The sequence below is a fragment of the Rhodobacteraceae bacterium S2214 genome, from assembly GCA_025141675.1.
GTDB lineage: Bacteria > Pseudomonadota > Alphaproteobacteria > Rhodobacterales > Rhodobacteraceae > Yoonia.
This window is the reverse complement of record CP081161.1, coordinates 2891923-2916994: the sequence shown is the minus strand read 5'-3', so window position 1 is coordinate 2916994 and position 25072 is coordinate 2891923. Positions and strand designations below refer to the sequence as shown.

Annotated in this window: 22 protein-coding genes; 14 read left to right on the top strand and 8 right to left on the bottom strand. The window is 55.1% G+C overall.

Annotated elements, in window-relative coordinates:
* Positions 1–206: 206 nt before the first annotated feature.
* The 3 genes from K3729_14485 to trpA all read right to left on the bottom strand — a co-directional run bounded on the left by K3729_14485 (position 207) and on the right by trpA (position 2829).
* Positions 207–635, bottom strand: coding sequence for a hypothetical protein (locus K3729_14485; protein ID UWQ98628.1), 429 nt, complete (start codon positions 633–635; stop codon positions 207–209).
* A 163-nt stretch (positions 636–798) separates the two neighbouring features.
* Positions 799–2028, bottom strand: coding sequence for a tryptophan synthase subunit beta (gene trpB / locus K3729_14480; protein ID UWQ98627.1), 1230 nt, complete (start codon positions 2026–2028; stop codon positions 799–801).
* Positions 2029–2040: 12 nt separating this feature from the next.
* The gene (gene trpA, locus K3729_14475; GenBank protein UWQ98626.1) at positions 2041–2829 is read right to left on the bottom strand and encodes a tryptophan synthase subunit alpha; all 789 of its coding nucleotides are present in this window, start codon (positions 2827–2829) and stop codon (positions 2041–2043) included.
* 271 nt (positions 2830–3100) lie between these two features.
* On the opposite strand from trpA, the gene K3729_14470 reads away from it, so the two are divergent.
* From K3729_14470 to K3729_14420, 11 genes are all read left to right on the top strand, one after another.
* Positions 3101–4054, top strand: coding sequence for an ester cyclase (locus K3729_14470; GenBank protein UWR01073.1), 954 nt, complete (start codon positions 3101–3103; stop codon positions 4052–4054).
* Between the two features lie 84 nt (positions 4055–4138).
* Complete coding sequence (locus K3729_14465; protein ID UWQ98625.1) at positions 4139–5410, top strand: hydroxymethylglutaryl-CoA reductase; 1272 nt, start codon at positions 4139–4141, stop codon at positions 5408–5410.
* Complete coding sequence (locus tag K3729_14460) at positions 5407–6321, top strand: UbiA family prenyltransferase (GenBank protein ID UWQ98624.1); 915 nt, start codon at positions 5407–5409, stop codon at positions 6319–6321. Before K3729_14465 ends, K3729_14460 begins: the two co-directional genes overlap by 4 nt.
* On the top strand, positions 6318–8744 hold the full coding sequence (locus K3729_14455) for a hypothetical protein (GenBank protein ID UWQ98623.1): 2427 nt from the start codon (positions 6318–6320) through the stop codon (positions 8742–8744). The genes K3729_14460 and K3729_14455 overlap by 4 nt, the downstream gene beginning before the upstream one ends.
* Positions 8728–9831, top strand: coding sequence for a BtaA family protein (locus K3729_14450; protein UWQ98622.1), 1104 nt, complete (start codon positions 8728–8730; stop codon positions 9829–9831). The genes K3729_14455 and K3729_14450 overlap by 17 nt, the downstream gene beginning before the upstream one ends.
* Entirely contained in the window at positions 9828–11153 is a 1326-nt protein-coding gene (locus K3729_14445) for a hypothetical protein (GenBank protein ID UWQ98621.1), read from the top strand. Before K3729_14450 ends, K3729_14445 begins: the two co-directional genes overlap by 4 nt.
* Positions 11150–11998, top strand: coding sequence for a hypothetical protein (locus K3729_14440; protein ID UWQ98620.1), 849 nt, complete (start codon positions 11150–11152; stop codon positions 11996–11998). The genes K3729_14445 and K3729_14440 overlap by 4 nt, the downstream gene beginning before the upstream one ends.
* Positions 11991–13415, top strand: coding sequence for an AMP-binding protein (locus K3729_14435; protein ID UWQ98619.1), 1425 nt, complete (start codon positions 11991–11993; stop codon positions 13413–13415). The genes K3729_14440 and K3729_14435 overlap by 8 nt, the downstream gene beginning before the upstream one ends.
* Positions 13416–13507: 92 nt before the next feature.
* Positions 13508–14161: a protein-L-isoaspartate O-methyltransferase gene (locus tag K3729_14430; GenBank protein UWQ98618.1), complete on the top strand. Its 654-nt coding sequence runs from the start codon at positions 13508–13510 to the stop codon at positions 14159–14161.
* Between the two features lie 55 nt (positions 14162–14216).
* Complete coding sequence (locus tag K3729_14425; GenBank protein UWQ98617.1) at positions 14217–15578, top strand: TolC family outer membrane protein; 1362 nt, start codon at positions 14217–14219, stop codon at positions 15576–15578.
* Between the two features lie 77 nt (positions 15579–15655).
* Positions 15656–16597 (top strand): hypothetical protein, encoded by a 942-nt coding sequence (locus K3729_14420; protein ID UWQ98616.1) that lies wholly within the window; start codon positions 15656–15658, stop codon positions 16595–16597.
* On the opposite strand, the gene K3729_14415 is transcribed toward K3729_14420, so the two are convergent.
* The gene (locus K3729_14415) at positions 16598–18049 is read right to left on the bottom strand and encodes a cobyric acid synthase (GenBank protein UWQ98615.1); all 1452 of its coding nucleotides are present in this window, start codon (positions 18047–18049) and stop codon (positions 16598–16600) included. It lies immediately after the preceding gene.
* A gap of 52 nt (positions 18050–18101) precedes the next feature.
* On the opposite strand from K3729_14415, the gene K3729_14410 reads away from it, so the two are divergent.
* Positions 18102–18689: a cobalamin biosynthesis protein CobQ gene (locus tag K3729_14410; GenBank protein ID UWQ98614.1), complete on the top strand. Its 588-nt coding sequence runs from the start codon at positions 18102–18104 to the stop codon at positions 18687–18689.
* A 78-nt stretch (positions 18690–18767) separates the two neighbouring features.
* Here the strand turns inward: K3729_14410 and K3729_14405 are convergent, their stop codons facing one another.
* Positions 18768–19091 (bottom strand): elongation factor P, encoded by a 324-nt coding sequence (locus K3729_14405; GenBank protein ID UWQ98613.1) that lies wholly within the window; start codon positions 19089–19091, stop codon positions 18768–18770.
* A 226-nt stretch (positions 19092–19317) separates the two neighbouring features.
* Between K3729_14405 and efp the strand changes: the two genes are divergently transcribed.
* On the top strand, positions 19318–19881 hold the full coding sequence (efp, locus tag K3729_14400) for an elongation factor P (GenBank protein UWQ98612.1): 564 nt from the start codon (positions 19318–19320) through the stop codon (positions 19879–19881).
* Positions 19882–19952: 71 nt separating this feature from the next.
* Here efp and K3729_14395 read toward each other — a convergent pair whose 3' ends face one another.
* Together K3729_14395 and K3729_14390 are read right to left on the bottom strand one after the other, a co-directional pair.
* Positions 19953–20708 carry a folate-binding protein gene (locus K3729_14395; GenBank protein ID UWQ98611.1) on the bottom strand — a complete coding sequence of 252 codons (756 nt, stop codon included), beginning with the start codon at positions 20706–20708 and terminating at the stop codon, positions 19953–19955.
* Entirely contained in the window at positions 20705–22366 is a 1662-nt protein-coding gene (locus tag K3729_14390; GenBank protein UWR01072.1) for an ABC transporter ATP-binding protein/permease, read from the bottom strand. The genes K3729_14395 and K3729_14390 overlap by 4 nt, the downstream gene beginning before the upstream one ends.
* Positions 22367–22636: 270 nt before the next feature.
* Here K3729_14390 and K3729_14385 point away from each other — a divergent pair, with 270 nt between their 5' ends.
* Entirely contained in the window at positions 22637–23776 is a 1140-nt protein-coding gene (locus K3729_14385) for an aminotransferase class V-fold PLP-dependent enzyme (protein UWR01071.1), read from the top strand.
* Between the two features lie 159 nt (positions 23777–23935).
* On the opposite strand, the gene K3729_14380 is transcribed toward K3729_14385, so the two are convergent.
* Positions 23936–25057, bottom strand: a complete 1122-nt coding sequence (locus tag K3729_14380; protein ID UWQ98610.1) for a pyridoxal phosphate-dependent aminotransferase — start codon at positions 25055–25057, stop codon at positions 23936–23938.
* Positions 25058–25072: the final 15 nt, after the last annotated feature.

Sequence of the window (25072 nt, the reverse complement as noted above, 5' to 3'; positions counted from 1 at the left end):
TGATGCGCACCTCACCGAACGAGAGCGATCCGCACCTGCTGTCGGGCAGTAGTAACGGCCCATACCGGCCATTGCCCCACACTGCGCGATGCTGCGATGCGGCCCGCCAAAGAAGACATTCGCTGCACCAGCGAAATCAAGCGACGGGTGAATTCACACATCGCGGACGAAACGGACCCCCGACACTTTGTCCTTAGAATAGAAATTCACTTTACCTTTGAGGCGCTCTTTTTTCCGACAATCGCTTTCAGGCCGTCCCATTCGGTTGAACTGAGCTGATCTTCAGACAAACGCCAAAGAAAATCTTTAGTGCTTCTGAAGAGTGGGTCAGCGATTAAGTCGAAATCCTCAACTACCGGAGCCAGAAGTTCATCAAAGACCTCAAACTTGGTTTTCCAACTGTTTGGAATGTTTGTGTCGAGAAACTCCCAGCTCTCTGCTCTACTGAAGAAAATATCTCCAAGTGTGTCGGAATATGGTATGAGCAATAGCAAGCATCGTGCGTCCCTTTTGCTAACGCCCCAAACCTCCACCTCTGCACCCACACCCATCTCATTGAGATGGGATTGCCAGCAATGGGCTAAGTCCTCATCGAGCTCCTGTTGCGCCGAAAAAGGTTGTAGTCGTACTCTCATTGTTGAGTTCCGGTGGAATTTGAATTGATTGTCGCCGACCAAATTGCATAGAGAATGTAGAAAATACTAGGGCAAGTATGGGCTCGAAGCAGACATTGATGGAGAAATGAAAAGGGCCTCGCGATCTGCAAGGCCCACAAGGTCATCAAAGTAGATTAGTGTTTTAAGCAAACTCACCCATCTCAAACCCAAGCGCCTTGGCCACCGTAAAGATGTCCTTATCGCCACGCCCACACATGTTCATGATGATCAAGTGGTCCTTCGGCAACGTCGGCGCGATCTTGATCACGTGCGCCAACGCGTGGGACGGCTCGAGCGCGGGAATGATGCCTTCCATGTCACAGCATAGTTGGAAGGCCTCAAGCGCCTCAACATCCGTGATCGACACGTATTGCGCGCGACCAATTTCGTGCAGCCAAGCGTGTTCTGGCCCGATGCCCGGATAATCCAGACCCGCAGAGATTGAGAACCCTTCAAGGATCTGCCCGTCGTCATCCTGCAAAAGATACGTCCGGTTGCCGTGCAACACGCCGGGACGGCCGCCCGTCAGGGACGCGCAGTGCTCCATCTTCGCGTTCACGCCTTTACCACCGGCCTCTACGCCAATGATGTTGACCTCTTTGTCATCGAGGAATGGAAAGAACAGGCCCATCGCGTTTGACCCGCCACCGATCGCGGCGATGATTGTGTCGGGCAGGCGGCCTTCTGCAGCCTGCATCTGTTCCTTGGCTTCCTTGCCGATGATCGCTTGGAAATCGCGGACCATAGCGGGGTAGGGGTGCGGACCCGCCACGGTGCCGATGCAGTAGAACGTGTCGTCAACGTTGGTCACCCAGTCGCGCAAGGCGTCGTTCATGGCGTCCTTCAATGTGCCACGACCAGAGGTCACAGGCACGATTTCAGCGCCCAGCAGCTTCATGCGGAAAACATTTGGTGCCTGACGTTCAACGTCATGTGCGCCCATGTAAACCACACATTTCAAACCGAATTTCGCACAAACAGTCGCCGTCGCAACACCATGTTGACCAGCGCCAGTTTCAGCGATGATCCGCGTCTTGCCCATGCGCCGCGCCAGAATGATCTGGCCGAGCACGTTGTTGATTTTGTGCGCGCCAGTGTGGTTCAACTCGTCGCGCTTGAGGTAAATCTTGGCACCGCCAAGATGTTCGGAAAGACGTTCTGCATGATACAGCGGCGACGGACGGCCAACGTAATGGGTCCACAGATCATTCATCTCGGCCCAGAAAGTTTGATCGGTCTTTGCGTGCTCGTACTGTTCCTCAAGTTCAAGGATCAGCGGCATCAGCGTTTCAGACACAAAGCGACCACCAAAATCGCCGAAACGGCCATTCTCGTCAGGGCCAGTCATGAAGCTGTTGAAAAGATCATTCATCGGTCAGTTCCTTTAGCTATGGGCCGCATCGGCAAGCGTTTTAACGAAGGCGAGAACATCAGCAGGGGCATCGCCGCGCCCGATCCGTTCCACAATGGCAGAGCCGACAACAACGCCGTCGCCCAAGCCCGCGAAGGTTTTGGACGCCTCTGGTGTTTTAACGCCAAAGCCGATGACGACGGGCAGATCTGTTGCTTCTTTGATCCGTGCGACTTCTGGCTGCACGCTGTCTGCCTGCGCCGCGGCAGAGCCGGTGATCCCGTTCATCGAGACGTAGTAGATGAAGCCGGATGTGTTTTCGATCACCTTTGGTAGGCGTTTCGCATCTGTTGTCGGGGTCGCAAGGCGGATGAAGTTGATGCCTGCGTCCTTCGCGGGCAAACACAATTCGCTGTCTTCTTCAGGCGGCAGATCTACGACGATCAGACCGTCAACGCCTGCGTCTTTGGCTGCAACCAAAAACTTGTCCACGCCCATGGAATAGATCGGGTTATAATAGCCCATGATCACGATTGGGGTCGTGTTGTCGTCTTCGCGAAATGCCTTGGCCATCGCGAGCGTTTTCTTCAGCGTTTGGCCCGCATCAAGGGCGCGTTGCCCAGCTAGCTGGATCGTCGCGCCGTCGGCCACAGGATCGGTGAAGGGCAGGCCGAGTTCGATTACATCGACGCCGACACCAGGCAGGCCGCGCATGACTTCAAGCGAAGTGTCATAGTCGGTGTCGCCCGCCATAATATAGGTCACAAAGGCCTTCTTGTCGGCAGCCTTCAAGTCGGCGAATTTGTCATCAATACGGGTCATCTTGCCCTCCCCAGTCAGTGCGATTGTTGGGCAGTGGTTACAAGCGGCGGGGCCCTTGGTATGACTGCTGTCGCGGATATAATAACCACTTGAAGCGGGGACCGCGCATTGTCAAGAATGTGGGTAGAATGAACCCGATATCGCGTGAAATTGCCGCGCTTCTTGTCTGATCAAAAGGTCCAACAAAATGACATCTGCTGAATTGAAAGCGCTCTTCAAAGACTACCGCGTTGCAACGGCCACGTTCACGGAAAAGTCTGTCCGCGCGAAAATGGAGGCTTTGTTTGCGCCGGACGCTGAGATCAAGATGTGTTTCCCGTTTGGGACTGTCACTGGACCGGATGCCTTTTTCGATACGTGTTATGCGCCCTTGCTTGCCGCTGTGCCGGATCTGGAGCGACGCGATATGATCGTGATGGCCGGAACGACGCCAGAAGGGCAGGACTTGATCGGGTGTATGGGCAATTACATGGGCACCTTCACGGCACCGTTTCTTGATATTCCGCCGACCGGCCACCTTGTTCACATGCGGTACCACGAATTTTTTCACGTCTCTGACGGCAAAATCGTCGAGATGCAGGCGATTTGGGATATCCCTGAGATTATGATGCAGGCACGGGCTTGGCCGATGGCGCCGCAATTGGGCGGATTCTTGTGTACTCCAGCGCCGATGTCTGGCGACGGTTTAACCATCGCAGGTGATGGACAGAAAGCGGTCGACCATGTGGTCGCGATGTTGACCGACCTTTGTAAATATCCTGCTGATCCGGATCCGTCCGTGATGAACCTAGATCAATATTGGCACCCGCGTTTCAACTGGTACGGGCCGACGGGGATCGGAACGTCGCGCGGGATTTCAGGTTTCAGGAATTGGCATCAGATTCCGTTCCTGAATGGTATGCCCGACCGCAAGCTTGATGCGATGGGTGATCTTATGTCTCATTGGGTCGGCGAAGGCGATTACGTTTGCGAGACTGGCTGGCCGAATATGCGGCTGACGATCACCGCCGACGGTTGGATGGGAATTGCGCCATCGAACAAAGAGGTGCTTTTACGCAGCCTCGATTTTTGGCGGCTGGAAAGCGGTCTGATCCGCGAAAACTGGGTGTTGGTTGATCTGTTGGACCTCTACAATCAGGTTGGTGTCGACGTACTGGGTCGCATGCGTGAATTCAATAAGGCGCGGAATGTCGGCGCTGTCGCCGTGCCTAGTGGTATGTCCTGATAGGCGGGCGATCTTCATCTAGAAACTATGCTTAGACATCACCGCCTTAAACATTAAGGTGTCTCAAAATGACGGAGACAGCTGGTGACAATTCCAAATCACGTCCGCAAAATGGTGCAATCCGTGCGGGACAAATTCGAACTGAAACCGCTTCAAGATCGGATGTTGCCCAGTGACGATGACTTCACGACGTTACGCCCGGTTCGCAAAACAACGCAGGCATCGATCGCGAAATACTGGGCAAGGCTGATGTCGGACAGCCCCGCTACCGACGCGGACAAAGCGGCAATGCAGACCGGTTTTGATGCGGATTCGCCGGATGTCTTCAATGGCAATATCGAGAATTTTATCGGGACAGTAAACGTCCCCGTCGGCATCATTGGTCCCCTGCGGATCAATGGTTTGAACGCGCATGGCGACTATCATGTCCCGATGGCGACAACCGAAGCAGCGCTTGTCGCGTCTTATGCGCGGGGGGCCTATGCCGCCACAAAGGCAGGTGGGATCAGCACCGCCATGCTGTACGAAGGGGTGATCCGTTCGCCCGCGTTCGTCTTGGGGTCATTGCTGGATTCCGGTCGCTTTGTTGAATGGATTGTAAACAACGTTGACGACCTTAAGGTCGAATCGGAAAGCACCACCCGATACGGGAAATTGTCTTCTATTGAACCTATGGTCGATAATAATGTGGTTTTTTTAGTTTGCCGTTACACAACTGGCGATGCTGCAGGCCAGAACATGGTGACGATCGCAACGGATGCGCTGTGTCGCATGATTGCTGATCGCTGCGACGTGCCAATTGCACATTGGTATATCGAAGGAAACTTTTCGGGCGATAAAAAGGCGTCATTCTTGGGTCTGGTGACAGGGCGTGGACGCAAGGTCAGCGCCTCTGTCACACTGTCCGCTGCAGTTGTCGAAAAAACGCTCGGCACGACGGTGGAGGATATGCTTGCTTACGGGCAGGTCGCTAATCTTGGGTCGCACTTATCGGGCCAGATGGGGGCGCAGGCGCATTTTGCCAATGGTCTTGCCGCGCTATACATCGCGACCGGTCAAGACGCGGCTTGTGTCGCTGAAAGCGCGATGGGCATCACGCGGATGGAACCGCGCGGCGATGACCTGTTCTGCAGTGTCACGATGCCCAATATCTTGGTGGGGTCTGTTGGTGGTGGGACAGGTTTGCCGAGCCAGTCTGCCGGGCTGAACGTGCTGGGACTAAAGGGCGAAGGCAAAGCCGCAGCGCTGGCAGAAGTCGCCGCGGCAACCTGTCTGTGCGGCGAGATTTCGATTGTTGCAGCCATCGCCGCTGGGGATTTTACCCGTGCACATGAATCATTGGCACGACACCGATGATACAATCTCGCCTGACGCGGATGTGGATCTATCAATCTGAACGCTTCCCTTTGAAAAAAACGGCGCCGCTCTTGGGTGTCTTTTCGGCAGCCAGCATTTGCGCGTCAGCCACGTTAAGCGGGCGCGAGCTGCCTGAATTCAGCGTCTTCGTCGTGGGTTTCATTGTTGCTATGGCGTTGTTTTTCCAGATGCGGGTCTGCGACGAGATTAAGGATTTGGATGACGACCGACGGTTTCGTCCCGACCGCCCAATCCCGCGCGGGCTGGTGTCGCTGCGCGGCGTAATAGAGGTCGGGATTGCGACGGTCCCGGTTGCCATTCTTGCGGTTTGGATTTGGCATCCACCCGTTCTGTGGCTGCTTCTTCTTGTCTGGTTATGGTTAACGGCGATGACCTTTGAATTCGGCGTGCCGGCGTTTTTGAAAGCGCGTCCCGTTCTTTATCTTCTGAGCCATATGGCGATTATGCCGCTGATTGATGTGCTGCTTACCGGACTTGAATGGGTGCCGGGTGGTGGGGCGTCACCGTTCCTGTGGTTGTTCATTGCATTGTCGTTTGTGAATGGCTGCATTCTTGAAATCGGGCGCAAACTGTGGGCGCCTGAAAGCGAAATCGACGGCGTCGACACCTATTCTGGCCTGTGGGGTGCGCGGCGCGCAAGCGCCATTTGGCTGGCGTGTGTAGGCGTCGCATTTGGCCTGCTTTGGGGGATCGGGGGCGTGACGCAATCAGGGTGGTTGGTCGCACCTATGGGGGCGGTTATGGTTGGGCTTTGCGTCGTGCGTGCGCTTGCCTATCGCAATGAACCAACAGTAAAGGCAGCAGAGGGCATGGATACAATTGCAGGCCTGTGGGTGTTTGCATGTTACGCCATCGCGGGCTTTGTACCGCTAGCGCTGAGGGCCTTATGAGTTTTATTGTCGAAGAAGATCAGTCGGTTGACGCTAATGTCGTGGGGGGGAAAGCCGCCGCGTTGTCTGCGTTGACCCGTCTGGGTTTCAATCCGCCGCCATTTTTTGTGATAAAGCCAGCCGCATTTGATGGCGGTCTGATGGACGACAAACTGGTTCCTGAACTTGATACTGCATTAAACACCTTAGGCTCCGGTCCATTTGCTGTACGCAGTTCTGGCCGTGCGGAAGATGGCGTCGCGCACAGCCATGCGGGGCAGTTCGAAACCGTGCTAAATGTCGATCACGCTGAAGTAGCAAACGAGGCTTTGACGGTTTGGCAATCCGGTTTTTCGGATACAGTTAAAACCTATCTCGACGTGACATCTGGGGGAACGTCCGAAGCCCCCGCAATCATCGTTCAGCGCATGATTAAGGCGGATTTCGCGGGCGTTGCGTTTTCGGCCGACCCCGTTTCGGGGCAACGCGATCGCGTCGTGATCTCGGCTGTGGCGGGGTTAGGCGATGCGTTGGTCGCGGGTGAAGTCGATGGTGAAAGTTGGTTAATAGACGCGGAAGGAAACATCATCACGACACCGCGTGATGCCATCTTGTCGTATCAGCAAGCGCTAGAAATTGCAGGGCTCGCACGGCGCGCTGAAACAGCCTTCGGATGTCCGCAAGATATCGAATGGGCGATTGATCGCGATGGGCTGCACATTCTGCAAGCTCGCCCGATCACCACGCTATTGTTGCCGAAACCCGCGCTGGATCGGGCGCTGACAATTTTCGATAACTCCAACATCGTGGAAAGCTATCCAGGGATAGTTAGCCCGCTGACCTATTCGTTTGCCGTTCATGTTTATGATCGCGTTTATCGGGCGTTCGTCGGCCTATTAGGTGTGCCCGATACGACGATCGAAGCGAACGGCGCCGTATTTGCGAATATGCTGGGTCGGCTTGATGGGCGCGTCTACTACAATCTCGTGAACTGGTATCGCGCTTTGGCACTGTTGCCCGGATTTTCGCTCAACCGCGCGTACATGGAAACGATGATGGGGGTGTCCGAACCCTTGCCTGACGAAGTGACCGACGCGATTGGGCCGCCGCCAGCGACCGGAATTGCGCGTTATGTCGAATACTTGAAATTGCTACGGGTTGGGGCGGGACTTGCGTGGCAGGCAATGATCCTACCCCGCACGCGACGTCGTTTTTATGCGCGGTTGAATGCGGCGTTGCATGATGATTTCGACATCGCAACGGCGAACCCTACTGCATTGGCTGCACAATACCGCAAGATCGAAAGCACGCTTTTGGATCGCTGGGATGCGCCTTTGGTCAATGATTTCCTATGCATGATCGCTTTTGGTGCGTCGCGAAATTTGATGCAGAAATGGCTGAGTGACCGTGGTTTGTCGCTGCATAACGATGTGATGATCGGGCAGGGTGACATCGTGTCGGCTGAGCCTGCCCAGCGGATCGCAAAGATGGCTACGATGGCGCGCGAGGCGGGGGTGACGGACCCCTCATGCTTGCAAGAGATACCGCAAATCGCTGCCGAAATTGAAAGCTACCTTGCGAAATTCGGAGATAGATGCACTGAAGAACTAAAGCTGGAAAGCATCCCGTTGACGGATGACCCGCAACCGCTTTTGAACGCGATTGCGGCGCAGGCATCTCTGACTAAGCGAACGAAGCAGGCCGACCAAGCGCCTGATTGGGAGACGCTTTTTCAGGGCAATCCAATCAAAAAGAGGGTTGCGAAAGCCATCATCAACTGGACGAAATCCCGCGTACGTGATCGTGAAAATCTACGCTTTGAACGGACGCGGTTATTTGGCTACGCGCGGCGCGTGTTTCTGGGGCTTGGTCGCGAATTTGCGGCCCGCGGGATCATTGCCACGCCCCGCGATATCTTTTTCCTGACCAAAGACGAGGTGTTAGGTGCCGTCGAAGGCGCGGGTATATCCCATGATCTGAAAGCAATCGTCACGATGCGGCAAGCAGAAGATCGCGCTGCGCAGGATCGTCCTGATCCACCTGAACGCGTATCTCTGCGCGGACCAGCGATTGCGCCAGTCTGGCAGGCGGATACGGTGACCTCTGCGACCTCGGATATGGTGCAAACTGCGACCGGATGTGCCGCAGGGCAAGTGACGGCGACAGCGCGCGTGATCCGTGATCCGCGCACACAAACGCTGGCCCCCGGAGAGATTTTGGTCGCGCGCCACACTGACCCCGGTTGGATCGCGGTCTTTGCGCAAGCGTCGGCCATTGTGGTCGAAAGGGGATCGTTGCTTTCTCATTCCGCGATTGTGGCAAGAGAGTTGGGTATCCCCTGCGTCGTTGGACTGAAAGGTGCAACGCAGTGGATCGCGGATGGGCAAGAAATCTCGGTAGATGGTGCAACGGGGAGGGTAGAAAAGCATGACCCAAAGCTCTGAAATCGCAGAAAAAGCGGCGTTTGATTACATCCGCTACGCCCAGCTTTGGGAAGACGCTGATGTTTTGACGGCAGCGTTGGGTGATGTGACGGGCGGAACGTTGGTTTCCATTTGTTCGGCTGGGGATAACGCATTGGCGATGCTGACCTTGGACCCTGCAAAGGTTGTCGTCGTCGACCTATCGCCTGCGCAAATCGCCTGCCTGCATTTACGGATTGGCGCGTTCCGAAACTTGTCGCATCCAGAATTTCTTGAACTTATGGGGGCCGTACAAAGCGACCGGCGCGCTGCATTGTTGGAGCGTGCAATTGCGAATTTGGACGCTGATACGATAGCATTCTGGGCTTCGCTTTCGGATGACGTAGCGCAGCACGGCGCAGGCGGTGTTGGTAAGTTCGAACGCTATTTCCGCATTTTCCGGACCCGCCTTTTACCACTGGTCCACAGTCGTCGCACGGTTGACGACACTTTTGTTTCCCGCCCGAAAGCGGAGCGGCAAGAATTCCTTGATACGCGTTTCAATACATGGCGCTGGCGGCTGCTGTTGAACGTGTTTTTCTCGCGCTTTGTGATGGGGCGCATGGGGCGCGACAAAGCCTTTTTTGATCATGTCGACGACAGCCCAGCACAGCATGTCGCGCAGCGTATCCGGCATGCGGCTGTTGACTGCGATCCGGCAGAAAACCCCTACCTGCACTGGATATTAAAGGGCAGACACGGTGCTGCCCTTCCGATGGCATGGCGGGCTGAGCATTATGACGTGATCCGGTCGCGATTGGATCGGTTGGATATTCGGTCCGGATCGTTAGAGGCTTTTGTGTCTACAGGCGAAAAGGCCGATGGTTTTAACCTGTCTGACATTTTCGAATATATGTCGCCCGATGTTTTTGCGCAGGTTTATGAAAGTATTCTGTCGGCGGCGTCACCGCATGCACGGTTAGTCTATTGGAATATGATGGCGCCACGCCGTGTGCCGTCTGATTTGCAGGACCGCGTGAATACGTTGACCGATGTTGAAGACATACAGAAACGGCGTGACAAAGCCTTTTTCTATTCGGATTTCGTGGTCGAGGAAGTCCGCCCGTGACCGTTGTTACGCAGATGGTCCTCGCATTCGGGTCGGTCTGCGTGCTGCTTGGTCTCATGGCCGTCGTGAAACGTATGGCCGGCGCGTACGGCCTGTCGGCAGAAATCCAGCGCAAGATGGTTCACATCGGGACTGGTATGTATGCGTTAACCTTACCTTGGCTGTTTCCTGATCGTTGGCCCGTATACGTGTTGGTTGGTGTGACCCTGATTGTGATGCTGGCGCTGCGATTGCCACGCGTGGCGTCGGGCGGGTTGGGATCAACGCTACACGGCGTGGACAGGCAATCCTACGGTGACATTCTGCTCGCGATTGCTGTTGGGTTGTGCTTGTTCCTGTCAGAAGATCAACTGGTTTTGTACGTTCTTCCCATTGCGTTGCTGACGCTCGCTGACGCAGCCGCCGCACTGGCAGGGACGACCTATGGCCGCCGCTTTTTCAGGGTCGAGGACGGCCAGAAAAGCCTTGAGGGCTGCGTTGTTTTCTTTGCGGTCGCATTGTTGTTGTCGATGGGATGCTTGATGGCGATGACACCTTTTCCGCCCAGCAACGTTATCCTGCTTTCGCTGATGGTGGCAGGCTTTGGGACCTTGGTCGAAGCGGTCAGTTGGCGTGGTTTTGACAACCTTTTCCTACCGCTTGGAATTCTGGTTTTCCTCGCCAGTCACGGTGATCGCGATATTGGCGCGTTGATTTCCCTAGCAGTTCTATTCGCAGCAACGCTCATCGGGTTCCGCGCGGTGGCGCCGCTTGTTGGTCTGACTAATCATGCTGGTCGGGTATACGTGACAACCGTCTTTTTGCTGCTGGCGGTGACGTCGGTCCATAACGCATTGCTGCCGATATCTGTTTTTCTGGCCCACGCATGGAGCAGATCAACGAACCCTGACAAAAGCGCATATCCCGATCTGGATGTCGTTGCCGGGATTGTCATTCTTAGCCTTTTCTGGCTCACGCTAGGTAATGCAACTACGTGGAATGCCGTGTCGTTTTACGGGATCTCTGCGATGGGGATGTCCCTAGGTTTTTGCGTCATTGCGTTGATACCTGCACGTGCAAGAGTGCGCTTAGTAGGGGCGTTGTGCGTCGTCGCTGCGCTTGTTGTTCTACGAATTGTGAGTGTGACGCTGAACGATCCTGTTCAAAACTGGAACGGTCCGATGTGGGGCGTCGTTATGGTAAATTTGATCTTTATTTCTACTATGACATCCCAATTTACTTACCTATTCAGTCGTTTCAGGGTGACTTTACTGGCCGTTGTGTCGACTATGACCCCGGTAATAGTGTATTGTGTTGAGACTGACTTGGGAGGGTTACTGTGACGGCCCCGACGCTTTTTAAAACGACGGATGCGAAGATATCTGTCTACCTTGATGGCCCGCTATGGTCAGGTGAAAGAACGGCCGTTTTAGGCCAGTTTTCGTGTAAAACAAAAGAAGCTGGTGCCGAAGTCTTAACAACCGCATTAGATTTTATTCGCTCGAAGAATATTCGCCGCGTGATTGGCCCGATGGATGGGGACACTTGGCACAGCTACCGGTTTGTAACTGAAACCGATGACAGTCCGACGTTCATGTTAGAGCCTTCCAATCCGCAGACAAATGTTGATGTGTTTGTTGCTGCGGGTTTCCAATCGGTCAGCGACTACTTTTCAGCACGGGTTGCGCTGAAAGACACTGCGACGACTGCACCACCACCCTCTGAAGATCTGTATGTCGAGCAGTGGGATGGCGAAGATCCCGAAGAGCTGTTTCAGCAGGTTTACGGGTTATCGATCGCCGCGTTTGAAAAGAATGCGTTTTATAAACCTGTGTCGCTCGATGTTTTTCTGCAAATGTATATGCCGGTGCTGCCAGTCTTGAAGAAAGAACTTATCTTTTTTGCACGGACTTCTGCAGGGCGGCTGGCTGGCTTTCTGTTTGCGATTCCCAATTATAACGAAGGCCCGGCGCCGAGGACTGTCATTCTCAAAACCTATGCGAGTTTGCACAAGGGTGCAGGTCAAATGTTGGCGCATGCCTTCCACGAAACGGCCCGTGAACTTGGTTATGAAACAGCTGTTCACGCGTTGATTCACAACGACAACCTGTCGGCGGTGCGAAGTGCCGCCGAGGGGGCAGAGATTTTCCGAAGATATACGTTGTTCGGCCTCAAATTAGATGGCTGATCTGATCAGTCATTTTACGCGGACGGTCGCCGCATATCCGGATCGCGCGGCTATCGTGAACGCTGACGGATCGTCTGTGTCTTTTTCTGCCCTTGACGCACGCGCTGCAAAGCTGGCCAATGCATGGTCCATGGCAGGCATCGGTCAGGGTGACCGCGTTCTGCTGGCCATGGGGATCAGCAGCGATCTATACGCGACCCTTGCCGCACTTTGGTCGCTTGGTGCGACTGTTGTCCTGCCAGAACCAGCATTGGGATTGGCAGGTGTGCGGCACGCGGTGAAGACCGCAAATGTAACGGCTTTTTGCGCGGCGGGGTGGTATGTCGGGCTTCGGGTGGTCGTGCCCGAATTGTGGTTCATCCAGCGATTAGCGCTACGCGAAGGCGATCATGGGGAGTTACACAACGCCATTAACCCAACCGATATCGCATTGATTTCATTCACGTCAGGCACAACAGATGCCCCGAAAGCGATCCCGCGCAGTCATGCGTTTTTGATGGCGCAGCACGACGCTGTCGCCCCTCTCTTGAATAGCGATTTGCCAGAACGCGATCTTGTTGCCTTTCCAGTTTTTGCGCTGATCAATTTAGCGGCTGGTCGCACATCTGTTCTGCCAAATTGGAAAATGTCGCGTCTTGCTGATCTGGGCTCTGATCAGCTGGGAGATTGGATCAAAGATCAAAACGTCAGCCGTGCGTTGCTGCCGCCCGCGTTGTGTACGGCGTTGTCACAAACGCAACGCCTGCCGTCCTTAAGAAAGATTTTTACCGGTGGTGGTCCGGTGTTTCCCGACATGGTTGCGGCCCTGCGTCAGGCGCATCCCGAGGTGCACGTTACATGTGTGTATGGGTCTACCGAAGCGGAACCGATCGCGCATCTTGATCAGGCGCAGGTTAGTGATGACGATAACGCGGCCATGCAAGCGGGGCAGGGGCTTTTGGTTGGGAAACCAACTGCGACGACGTCGGTCCGGATTGTTGAAGACGAAATTTTGGTCGCGGGCGACCACGTGAACCAAGGATATCTTGATCCGCGACACGACGCCGAAAACAAACTGCACGAGAACGGCGAGATTTGGCACCGCACCGGTGACGCTGGCCGGTATGATGATCATGGCCGGCTTTGGTTGCTGGGTCGCATAGGAACGGACGTTTACCTGAATGGGCAGCCTACTTTTCCGTTTTCGGTGGAGGTCGCGGTGCGGCAATGGCCCGGTGTTGAGTCCTGCGCATTGATTAGTGCAAATGGAACGCCGACGCTTGTTATCTGCGGAGACAAAACAGATTTTCAGACGTGGGTTACATCTGCTCGCGCTTTAGGAATCTCCGAGATCAGGCACGTGACAGCGATCCCCATGGATCAGCGCCACGCATCAAAGGTGGATCGAAAAGCACTTTTGCTTCAATTGAAGGCATAAATCGGGCGGTTCAACGGCTTATCAGACATTGCCGCCAGTGGCGGGGTGTGGCATCACCAACCTTGACATATTTCAAGAGAAGAGTGTTCCCCGTGGTAGACTACAGCAACCGCCGCACGATGATGGTCGACACACAAGTCCGCCCATCAGACGTCACAAAGTTCCCAATCATCGACGCGATGTTGTCCGTTCCGCGCGAGGTCTACGTGCCAGATCAACTGCGCGAAGCAGCCTACATGGGCGAACATGTTGTGCTAAGCGCCGATCGGGTTGTGTTGGAACCACGGACATTCGCGAAGATGCTGGAAGTGCTTGATGTCCAGCCAGACCACACAGTGTTGGATCTGGGTTGCGGTCTTGGGTATTCCACAGCGGTTCTGGCGCGATTAGCAGATTTTGTTGCTGGCGTTGAAGACGATGAAGATCTGGCGAACGAAGCTCAGTCCATTTTGTCAGAAAACGGTGTCGACAACGCAGCCGTGATGGCCGGTGACCTGACAGAAGGTGCAGCTAAATCTGGCCCTTACGATATCATCATCGCGCAAGGTGCTGTCGAAGAAATTCCTGCAACGATTCTTGACCAATTGCGCGACGGTGGGCGAATTGCGGCCATCTTTGCTGAAGGGTCGCTTGGCGTTGTGCGGGTCGGTTACAAGTCAAACGGTATTGTAAGTTGGCGCTTCGCCTTTAATGCGACGGCGCCGACACTATCTGGTTTTAAGAAGGCCGCCGCGTTCAGCTTGTGAACCGGGTTCGGTCCGATCTTCGGCGAGCGCAGAATGCGCAAAGGGAGCGATCTTAATGAAGAATTTTGCGGTACAATTGAAAACCATTGCTGCTGTTTGCTTTGTTGCATTTGCCCCTGCGGCTTCTGCCGAAACGCTTGCTGATGCATTGACGCATGCCTACGATCATTCCGGACTGCTTGAACAGAACAGGGCGCTTTTGCGTGCGGCGGACGAAGACGTCGCACAGGCTGTTGCGTCACTTATGCCGGTGATCAACTGGTCCGCGACGGCATCTTCGTCCGCTCCACGGGCACCCGGCGCTGACCTGATTTCCGCAAACGCAAGTATTTCTGCAAGTTTGACGATCTACGATTCCGGCGCGACGCAATTTGCAATTGATGCGCAAAAGGAACTCGTTCTGGGGACACGTCAGTCGTTGGTTGGTGTCGAACAACAGGTGCTTTTGCGCGCTGTCGAAGCTTACATGAATGTGCGTCGCGACAGCGAATTCTTGGCATTGCGCCAAAACAACGTGCGCGTCATCACGCAAGAATTCCGTGCAGCCCAAGACCGTTTCGAAGTCGGCGAAGTGACCCGCACAGATGTGTCGCTCGCTGAGGCACGATTGGCAGCGGCACGTAGCTTGCTGGCATCCGCGCAGGGCAGCCTTGCCCAGTCGCAAGAAGAATTTCGCGCAGCCGTAGGGCGCGCACCGGGCCAACTTCAACCGGTATCGCCCGCACCTGCGTCGCGCAGCGTTGCAGAAGCAAAAGCCTACGCCGTCCGCAACCACCCGACGATGCGTGAAGCCCAGCATGGCGTATCTGCCGCTGAATTAAATATCCGGCGCGCCGAAGCCGCGAACAACCCGACTGTCAGCCTAAGCGCGCAGGTTGGCGTCGATGATGAAATCAATTTTGGCCGCCAAGTCGGCGTGACCGTCTCTGGTCCGATTTACCAAGGTGGTCGCCTGTCTAGTCAGGTCCGTCAGTTTATGGCGCGCCGCGACGCTGCACGTGCTGGACTGCATGTGACCCGTCATGGGCTAGAGCAACAGGTTGGTAACGCTTATTCTTTCCTCGAAGTCGCGCGTGCGTCACGTCAAGCATCCGAAGAACAGATTCGTGCATCGACCGTTGCATTCCGCGGTGTCCGTGAAGAAGCGACATTGGGCGCACGGACGACTTTGGATGTTCTAAACGCTGAGCAGGAATTGCTGAACGCGCGTGCAAACCAAATCTCTGCGCAAGCCGATGAAGTGATTGCATCTTACACGTTGTTGTCTGCGACGGGCCTTTTGACTGCCGAACACCTGCGCTTGCCTGTGCAGCAGTATGACCCTGCCGCATACTACAATCTGGTCAAGGATGCGCCGACGTCGACATCTGATCAAGGCGCTGCGTTGGATCGTGTTTTGCGGGCCATCGGCGATTAACGCCGAGTTGATCCAACATGTTGTTTGATCGGGCCTGAGTGGTTACACTGTGGCTGAGGCGAAAACAGGAACTTTCAATGTCCGATCCGGTCAGCAATCACGATATCGAGGATGTACTTTCCTCCATCCGCAGGCTCGTTGCGCAAGGCAATCAAGAGATTAAGCCGGAAATAGTTGAAAAACCGCTGCGTTCAGTTGAATCCGAACCGATCGATCGGTTGGTTTTGACCCCGGCATTCCGCGTGCCTGACACGGTTACCGATTCGCCAGAATCCGACGTTTTGAAGATGCCGCCCGATTTCACACCGCAGGACGACACACAGAACGACAAAACCGTGCCGGGTTTAAGCACGCTAGATTTTCCAACAGCGCCCCAGCCAAGCATGCACGCTGAAGACACCGTTGACCGCGCAAGTTTGGAAGCAACAATTGCCGAACTCGAAGCCGCCGTCACCGAAGCCGAAGACGAATGGGAACCCGACGGAAGCGAAACGCTGATGGAAAGTAGCGTGACATCTGCGTTTCTGCACAAACTCGACGCGCGACAGTCCAAATCGCCAGAGGACACCGTCACGGATGCAGTTACCGATCACATCGCAGACACGATCGCTGATGAAGTGGCGCAGGGGCTAGCCGATCAAGAGGCCTCGATTGAGCCGACTGTCGATGTCGATGTTGATGCCGTTGGAGATATGACCGTCGCGGCGGACGATGTGGCTTTTAGTCATACGCGTTTTGACGAAGTCTACGATCCGGTCGCAGAAGCGACAGCAGATGCTGCCGAAAAAGAACCTGGTGATGTGTTTGGGGATGAATTGGCCCCAGACGTTGACCCAACTTTTGGTGCGGTCGCGACGCCTGCAAATGGTCAGTTGGTTGATCCTGACGCATTACGCGCGTTGGTCGGTGAAATGATCCGCGAAGAACTGCAGGGCGAAATGGGCGAACGCATCACGCGCAATGTGCGCAAACTGGTGCGTCGTGAAATCAACCGCGTGATTACAGAACAAGACGTCTGATCAGATCTCTGCGGCGCAGCCTAAGATCAAATCGACATCCATGTGTGCCTCTAGATGATCGGCAAGCGCGTCTAACGTGCGCTCAACGCTGTCTTCGTAGCCATACGCTGCAGGCGCTGCACCCAAAGTGGTTAGGAATGCGGTGCGAAACGCATCTGCGCTGAACAATCCGTGCAAATAACACCCTTGAATGCGCCCGTCGGCGCTTGCTGCACCTTCGCGACGGCCCGCAACGTCAAGCCATGCGTTGTCGGTATCCGGACCATCAGTGACACCGATGTGGATTTCGTAACCTTGCAGCGACGATCCTGTGTCCAAATGCGTTGCGGTCACTTCGGTTAATCGTTTGTCATCTTGCATGGTTGTGACGACATTCAGTAGGCCAAGACCAGCGACACGGCTGGGCGGGCCTTCGATCCCTTCGGCGTCGATGATTTCAGTGCCAAGCATCTGATAACCGCCACAAATCCCCAATACATGTCCACCGCGTCTGATGTGCGCCAGCAGGTCAATATCCCAACCCTGCGCCCTGAAATGCGCAAGGTCCGCGATTGTAGATTTGGATCCCGGGATCAGAACCAAATCCGCGTCACCGGGTAAAGGACGGCCCGCTTGCACGATTTCGACCGTCACTTCCGGCGTTGCAGATAGCGGGTCCAAATCGTCAAAATTAGCAATTCGATTGAGTTTTGGCACCGCGATCTTGATCGGGCCGCCTTTACGGGATGCGATGTCCATTACATCTTCGGCCGGTAAGCGCCACGCATCTGCGAACCATGGGACTATGCCGCAGGGTGTCCATCCAGTTTTATCAGCAATGATATCCATGCCTTCGGAGAACAGGGTCGTATCACCGCGAAATTTGTTGATCGCAAAGGCTTTGATCAGTGCATTGTCGTCGTCGGGCAAGACCGCATGCGTACCCACCAATTGTGCTATCACGCCACCGCGGTCAATATCACCGATCAGCGCGACAGGGACACCAGCAGCAGCGGCAAAGCCCATGTTCGCGATGTCACCAGTACGGAGATTCACCTCAGCTGGGCTGCCCGCGCCTTCGACAATGATTAGGTCTGCATGTATTTTTAGACGATCAAAGCTCTCCAAAACGGCGGGAAGCAAGGAGGCTTTCATTTTGCCATAGTCGCGGGCTTTCATCGTTGTCAGCCTTTTGCCGTGCACGACGACTTGGGCGCCAACTTCAGATTCCGGCTTGAGGAGAACGGGATTCATATCGGTGTGTGGTTGAAGCCCGCAGGCCCGCGCTTGTAGCGCCTGCGCACGTCCGATTTCACCGCCGTCGCGTGTAACGGCTGCGTTGTTCGACATGTTCTGGGGTTTAAACGGAGCGACGGACAAGCCGCGACGGGTCGCGGCGCGCGCGAGACCTGCCACCAAAATGGATTTGCCAACGTTAGAGCCAGCCCCTTGGATCATGATCGCCTTGGTCATCGCGTCCTCCTGCGCTACGTGTCTAGAAGTACTTGTGGTGCAGGGGAAGAGCATGAACACACCAGCCCATTTGATTTTTGGCCTAACCGCGTTCGGACGGGCGAATAGACCGGCTGTCACCTGTGCTGCCTTGGCAGGTGCGATCATCCCTGATTTGTCATTGTATCTGATGGCTGGCGCACATCTCATTGTGTTTGGAACTGATCCTCAGATCGTTTTTGGTCAACTTTATTATTCAGACTCGTGGCAAAGCATATTCCGGATCGATAATTCGATGATCTTATGGGGCATCGCGCTGGTTCTTGGGATTATGGCGCGATCACAGGTGGTTATCGCCTTGTGTGGGGCGGCCTTGTTGCACTTGGTTCTCGATTTTGCCTTCCATCACAATGACGGGCGTGCGCATTTTTGGCCTATCTCAAATTGGATATTTGAAAGTCCGCTTAGCTACTGGGACCCAAGCCATTACGGTAATCTCGTTGGCCCAATTGAAGTATTGGCGTCATTGGCATGCTGCATATTGCTGTGGCGGCGGTTCGTTGGAAAATGGATGCGCATCTTTATTGTCGCCTTGGCTGGAATGGAAGCACTGCCGGGGATCGTTTTTGCAGTCATGTTTGCCACAAACGGATCGCCATGAAAAAACGCCGCCCCGAGCAGAGGGCGGCGTTCTGAAAAGTCGGCCTGGCAGGGCCAACATAACTTTTGGTCTGGTCGCTTAAGCGGCGCGTGCTTCTTGCTCGGCTGCGTTGCGACGTTCGCTTTCCTCGCGGGAGAGCGCGACAGAGGTGCGGACACCTTTGCCAACAAATTCCATCAAGCCTTCGACCACACGTTCGTTCGGGTCGATGCCAGCGCATGACAACACTTCGCGCCCATCGCGCGAACGTGCCCAGCGTGCGATTTGTTCAGGACCGTTACCATACTTCTTATCGTCCGCGATAGCGTCGTCCAAAGCGGCGAGGACGACTGCAGCAAATAACTTGCGGGCGCGGTTGCCCTGTTCGTTGTTAAAAGCTGTTCCGTCGACAAAATCACGCATCGTGCATCCTTTTGGTTTTTGGTCTTGTAGTTCTCGCGTTCGACTGGTTATGCCCGATTGAATCCGATTCGGGTGGTCTCTTTTGGAATGGCAGCCATGCAATTTGCGCATGGCTGAAACAATCAATTGGGCTTATGTAGTCGTCTTGCAAGGGTTCCTTCACCCAGATATAGGGTCCTTCAAGGTTTCATCAACCTTTTGCCGCAATTCTGACACAAAGAGAATCATGCCAAAAATTAACGGAAACGAAATTCGTCCAAGCAACGTATTGGAACATGATGGCGGTCTTTGGGCAGCTGTGAAGGTAGATCACGTCAAACCGGGCAAAGGTGGGGCATTTGCGCAGGTTGAGCTAAAAAACCTACGTGATGGTCGCAAACTGAACGAACGGTTTCGGTCTGCCGATAAAGTAGAGCGCGTGCGCTTGGAACAGAAGGATCAACAGTTCCTGTTCGAAGCAGACGATATGCTCACTTTCATGGACAATGAAACTTACGATCAGATTGCACTTCCGGCTGACATCTTGGGCGATCTGCGCCCATTCTTGCAGGACGGCATGATCGTAAAGATCGAATACTATGAGGAAGAAGCGCTGAACGTGACGCTGCCGACCCGCGTTATTTGCAAAGTCGCCGAGACTGAGCCTGTTGTGAAGGGCCAAACCGCCGCGAACAGCTTTAAGCCCGCAACTTTGGACAACGGCGTTCGCGTCATGATCCCACCGTTTGTTGGGCAAGACGAAGATATCGTCGTGAGCACGGAAACGATGGAATACGTCGAACGCGCGTAATCGAGCGTTAGAATTAAAAAAGCCGGCCCACTGTGGCCGGCTTTTGTGTGTCTGGTCGTCGGATAGGTATTCTAAGCCGACGAAACTGGCGCGGTATCCAGTAGGGTAAGCGTAGCGTTCTTCGTTTCCATGCCCTTTGCGCGGTCGAACCGCAAATAAGCCAAGCCAGTATCGCCCGCCACGCTATGAAGCGTCCCGGCAGGTTTGCCGTTGCTCGTTATTTCATCGCCAGGCTGCGCGGACCCGTCAATTGCGACTCGCGCCAGCCCCTTTTTCAATTCGGTTTTATGTTTCATGCGAGCCGCGATTTCTTGGCCGACGTAGCATCCTTTTTTGAAATCGATGCCGTTCAGCCGTTCAAACCCCGCCTCAAGAATATAGCTATCGGGCAGCAGTTCGACGCCGGTTTCTGGGACCATGTTTTCAACCCGCAGTGTGGTCCAGTCCGTTTCATCGCTGACATCCGTGTCACTGTAGACCCGCCAGCCTAGGTCGGGGTGACGCGGATCGGGCAGGGCACCGTCGGGAGTAGCTGTCGTCCCTGTTGAAACGACCAATGGCGTTTCGGTCAATTGCACATCCGCACGCAGCCGATACATGTTTAATCGTTGCGAAAGTGCAGCCGCATGGCTGGTCGCGACATCAATCAATAGCTCCTCGGCGCGGCCAATGACAAAGAAGTCGGCGATGAACTTGCCTTGCGGCGTCAAAAGAGCGGCGTAGACGATCCCGTTTTGCGCTTTATCGACGTCATTGGTGATCAATCCTTGCAGGAATGAAACGCGGTCCGTGCCGGTCACCGAGAAAACTGTGCGGGGCTGGGTCATTTTGTGGCCTGTGATTGCGCAAACTGAAGATTGTATAGATCGGCATAAAGTCCGCCACGTTCAAGAAGCGCGTCGTGTGTACCTTGATCCACAACGCGCCCTTGATCCATGACGACAATGCTATCGGCGTTGCGGACGGTTGATAGGCGGTGAGCGATGACAAGCGTCGTCCGGCCGACTGATAGCTTTTCGAGAGCGGCTTGCACGACGGCCTCTGATTTCGTGTCGAGCGCGCTTGTCGCTTCATCCAGCAACAAAATTGGCGTGTCGCGCAATAGGGCACGGGCAATTGCGACGCGTTGGCGTTGTCCACCTGACAGGTTTGACCCACGCGGTCCGGCTGCACTGTTTAGCCCATCAGGCAGCTTCGCAAGGAAATCGCTGACATGGGCGGCATCTAAAACCTGCTTCAGGTCCTGATCTGATAGGTCGGTGCGTCCTAGCAAAATGTTGTCGCGCAGACTTTCATCAAAGAGCGCCGCGTCCTGCGCCACAACCGAAAACAGGCTGCGCAGATCGGGCAGGGATAGCTCTGCCGCTGGGGTGTCGCCTATGGTGACGGCGCCGTCTTTGGGATCGACGAGCCGCGTGAGCACGTTGAAGATTGTGCTTTTGCCCGCACCCGACGCCCCGACGAGGGCGGTTGTTTTGCCTGCTTCGGCTGTAAACGTGGTGCCTCGCAGAACCGGAAGATCGCCGTAATCAAGGGTAACGTCGGAAAAGGAAATCGCCGGCGCACCCGTCGGCACGGGCCGCGGGGACGCAGGTGACGTCAGGGTTGGTGTTACGTTCAGAATGGCTTGGATGCGGTCAATAGATGCGGCGGCGGCCTGCCACTGGCCGCTCATCGCGCCAAGACGGCGCAGCGGTTCAAAGGTCAGCGACATCGCCGTGAAGAATGACATGAACTGGCCGACCGTTTTTTCGCCTGCGATGATCTCGGAGCCGCCGAACACAAGAACACCAAGAAAACCGATGCCAGTCATGATGTCGATCAATGCGGGCACCGCTGCTTTGCCAGTGGCTGATTTGACCTCCGCCGACACGCGTTCTTTTTGCAGGGCAGCATATTGGTTCGACTGATAGCTCTCGAGCGCGTTCAGCTTAATCGGATTAATCCCGTGAAATACTTCGTCCAGACGGGTGGACATACGCCCCGCCAATTCGCGGGCGACACCTGTTCTTTTACGCACGTACGCTTGGGCGGCGAACGACGGCAAAACCAAGAACGGAATGCCGACCAAGGCGATCAAGGTCCATCGCCAATCGACAGAGATTGCGACGCCGAACAGCGCAACAAGCGCAATCAGATCTCGTCCCAATCCTGTCGCGATGCCCGCCCAGATCTGGTTCACTGCAGTCACATCACCCTGCACACGTTCGATCAACTGACCGGGAGGGTTTGACTGGTGGAAACTGCTGTCCAAGTCCATCACGTGGCGCAGCAAGTGGTTGCGCATTTCTGCTGCAGATAGCTGGGTTAGTTTTGTCATCAGAATTTTTTGCCCTGTGCCGCTGATCGCGCGGACAAAAAAGATGATCATGATGCCAATGCCGACCCACCACAATGTGCTCGCTTTGCCTTCAACAAACACATCGTCGAACATGGGCTGGATCATCCAGCTCAGGAACCCCAGCATTGATCCTTCGATTGCCATCAAGGCCAACGCCCCAATAAAAAGGGCCTTGTGCGGGCGGAGGTAGTCGCGCCAAAGCCAGGCGAACAATCGGGATGCTGATGTCTCGGACACTGGGGAATTCCTGTAGTTGCCCAACTGATCTAAGCTGGAAGTGGGGACGGGGCAAGGCAAGCGCTTGACCTCTTTGATGATGGGCGTAGGGTTCGCGCATTACTGTCTCACCGCGAAAGTGTTCTCATGTCTCTTGCAAATGGCCGCGCCTATCTGGCGATCCCTGGTCCTTCTGTCATGCCCGATGCTGTGCTTCAGGCCATGCATCGGGCGTCACCGAATATTTACGAAGGTGAATTGCACGATCTGACTTATTCGCTTTTCCCTGACCTGAAATCGATCGCGGGCACAGCGCATAACGTTGCCATCTATATCGGTAACGGTCACGCCGCTTGGGAAGCGGCGCTCGCCAACGTTCTCAATCGCGGCGACACGGTGCTGGTCCTTGCGACGGGGCGGTTCTGTGTGGGCTGGGGTGAAATGGCGAACGGTCTGGGCGTCAACGTTCAAACCATCGACTATGGAGATAAAGACCCCGTCGATCTTGACCAATTGGCGGAAACGCTGCGGGCGGACACGGATCACAAGATCAAGGCGGTTCTGGCCGTTCATGTGGATACCTCGACCAGTGTGAAGAACGATGTGTCGGGGATGCGTCGGGTTTTGAATGAAGTCGAACATCCTGCACTTCTGATGGTGGATTGCATTGCGTCGTTCGGATGCGATCGTTTCGAGATGGATGCTTGGGGCGTGGACGTGATGGTAACGGCTTGCCAAAAGGGGCTGATGACGCCTGCAGGCATTTCGTTTGTCTATTTCAACGAAAAGGCTAATGCGGCACGGGGCGATTGTGTCACGGGGTATTGGGATTGGCGGCCGCGCATTAATCCGGAAGTCTATTATATGAACTTCTATGGGACAGCGCCGACGCATCACCTTTACGGGCTGCGGGCTGCGCTTGATATGATTCTTGCGGAAGGGATCGAGGCGGTTTGGGCACGCCATGCAACATTGGCTCAAGCCGTCTGGGCGGCGTTCGACGCGTGGTCTGTGCCGGGGGGGATCGGTCTGAACATTGCCGATCCGGATCATCGATCCCATGCAGTCACGTCGTGCTTTGCAGAAACTCCTGACGGGGACCGCTTACGGAATTGGTGCGAACACCAAGCGGGTTTGACGCTGGGCATCGGTTTGGGGCGTACGCCTGCGGATGCCTATTTCCGGATTGGGCACATGGGGCACGTGAATGCACATATGATCATGGGCGTACTGGGTACTATCGATGCGGGTCTAAAGGCGCTTGATATCCCACATGGCGATGGCGCCTTATCAGCTGCCGCGACCGTGATTGCGAAAGCTACTCACGGCGGGGTGTGAAACGGGACAGGCCTTTGTCACAGACATAGGCCGACCCAATCGCCCAAAGAAACCCAAACACAATGCTGATCGTCCATAGCATGATAAACACGAGCACCCCGAAACTGACGAGAAAAGCGCTCGTGAAGTCTTGAACGCGTCCAGGGGGCTGGTGCTGGCTCATGCTGGGAATGCAGTCTCCGCAGCTTGTAGCGCCTCGGGCAACGCCCGAGCGAAGGCCAGCATGTCGGCCGTCGGGCCGCAGCTGACACGGATGCAGCGGTTTTGAGGTGCAACAAAGGGCATACGAACAAAGATATCGCGCGCGGACAACGCTTCAAGTAACGCTTTCGCGAAGTCGCCGTCCCGACCACAATCAATCGTGACAAAATTGGTTGCTGATTCCAGCGGAATAAGACCGTTATCCAGTGCGGCCGCGGCGATTGCTGCCCGCGAATCTGCGACCATTTCACGTACCGAAGCGATGTAGTCCTGATCCTGTATCGCGGCCAAAGCACCTGCTTGCGCGATACGGGACATTCCGAAATGATTACGGACCCTGTTAAAGGCGTCAATCACGGCGGGATGCCCGATGGCATAACCGACCCGGGCACCAGCCATGCCGTAAGCCTTTGAAAATGTGCGCATCCGAATGACGCGTGGATCATCTGGGTCAATCTCGGCAACAGCGGTTTCAGGAGCTAGTTCAATGTATGCTTCATCCAAGACCAGCAATGTGCCGTCTGGAACGGAACTGACCATGCGTTTGATGGTCTTCGCGTCGTGGCAGCTGCCCATCGGGTTGTCAGGGTTCGAGATATAGACCAGTTTTGCATTCACTTCGGCCGCCTTGACGATCAAGCGTTCCGGGTCTTCAAAATCACCGGTGTAGGGAATTGTATGCAATTCACCGCCAAAGCCTGCGACATGGTAGTTGAACGTCGGATAGGCGCCAGCAGAGGTGACAACCGGATCACCTTTGTCGACGTACAGCCGCACGACGAGGCCAAGCAGCGTGTCGATACCTTCACCCACCATGATATGTTTCGGATCCACATCGTGGTGGGCTGCAATCGCTTCGCGCAGATCGTGGTTTTCAGGATCGGCGTACATCCAAGCCTCTGACGCGGCTTGCTTCATTGCCTCAATCGCTTTGGGTGACGGGCCGAAGCCACTTTCGTTTGCCCCCAGACGGGCGACAAATTTTGCACCACGTGCACGTTCCTGTGCTTCGGGCCCGACGAACGGAACGGTTGCGGGCAGGCTAGCGGCGAGGGCGGTAAGGCGAGGATCATGTGTCATACCAATAGTTACGCG

Bases quoted from the DNA above. Each gene is read 5' to 3' on its own strand.
- K3729_14485 (UWQ98628.1), bottom strand. From the start codon at position 635: ATGAGAGTACGACTACAACCTTTTTCGGCGCAACAGGAGCTCGATGAG.
- trpB (UWQ98627.1), bottom strand. From the start codon at position 2,028: ATGAATGATCTTTTCAACAGCTTCATGACTGGCCCTGACGAGAATGGC.
- trpA (UWQ98626.1), bottom strand. From the start codon at position 2,829: ATGACCCGTATTGATGACAAATTCGCCGACTTGAAGGCTGCCGACAAG.
- K3729_14470 (UWR01073.1), top strand. From the start codon at position 3,101: ATGGAGGCTTTGTTTGCGCCGGACGCTGAGATCAAGATGTGTTTCCCG.
- K3729_14460 (UWQ98624.1), top strand. From the start codon at position 5,407: ATGATACAATCTCGCCTGACGCGGATGTGGATCTATCAATCTGAACGC.
- K3729_14455 (UWQ98623.1), top strand. From the start codon at position 6,318: ATGAGTTTTATTGTCGAAGAAGATCAGTCGGTTGACGCTAATGTCGTG.
- K3729_14450 (UWQ98622.1), top strand. From the start codon at position 8,728: ATGACCCAAAGCTCTGAAATCGCAGAAAAAGCGGCGTTTGATTACATC.
- K3729_14435 (UWQ98619.1), top strand. From the start codon at position 11,991: ATGGCTGATCTGATCAGTCATTTTACGCGGACGGTCGCCGCATATCCG.
- K3729_14425 (UWQ98617.1), top strand. From the start codon at position 14,217: ATGAAGAATTTTGCGGTACAATTGAAAACCATTGCTGCTGTTTGCTTT.
- K3729_14420 (UWQ98616.1), top strand. From the start codon at position 15,656: ATGTCCGATCCGGTCAGCAATCACGATATCGAGGATGTACTTTCCTCC.
- K3729_14415 (UWQ98615.1), bottom strand. From the start codon at position 18,049: ATGACCAAGGCGATCATGATCCAAGGGGCTGGCTCTAACGTTGGCAAA.
- K3729_14410 (UWQ98614.1), top strand. From the start codon at position 18,102: ATGAACACACCAGCCCATTTGATTTTTGGCCTAACCGCGTTCGGACGG.
- K3729_14405 (UWQ98613.1), bottom strand. From the start codon at position 19,091: ATGCGTGATTTTGTCGACGGAACAGCTTTTAACAACGAACAGGGCAAC.
- efp (UWQ98612.1), top strand. From the start codon at position 19,318: ATGCCAAAAATTAACGGAAACGAAATTCGTCCAAGCAACGTATTGGAA.
- K3729_14395 (UWQ98611.1), bottom strand. From the start codon at position 20,708: ATGACCCAGCCCCGCACAGTTTTCTCGGTGACCGGCACGGACCGCGTT.
- K3729_14390 (UWR01072.1), bottom strand. From the start codon at position 22,366: ATGGCAATCGAAGGATCAATGCTGGGGTTCCTGAGCTGGATGATCCAG.
- K3729_14385 (UWR01071.1), top strand. From the start codon at position 22,637: ATGCCCGATGCTGTGCTTCAGGCCATGCATCGGGCGTCACCGAATATT.
- K3729_14380 (UWQ98610.1), bottom strand. From the start codon at position 25,057: ATGACACATGATCCTCGCCTTACCGCCCTCGCCGCTAGCCTGCCCGCA.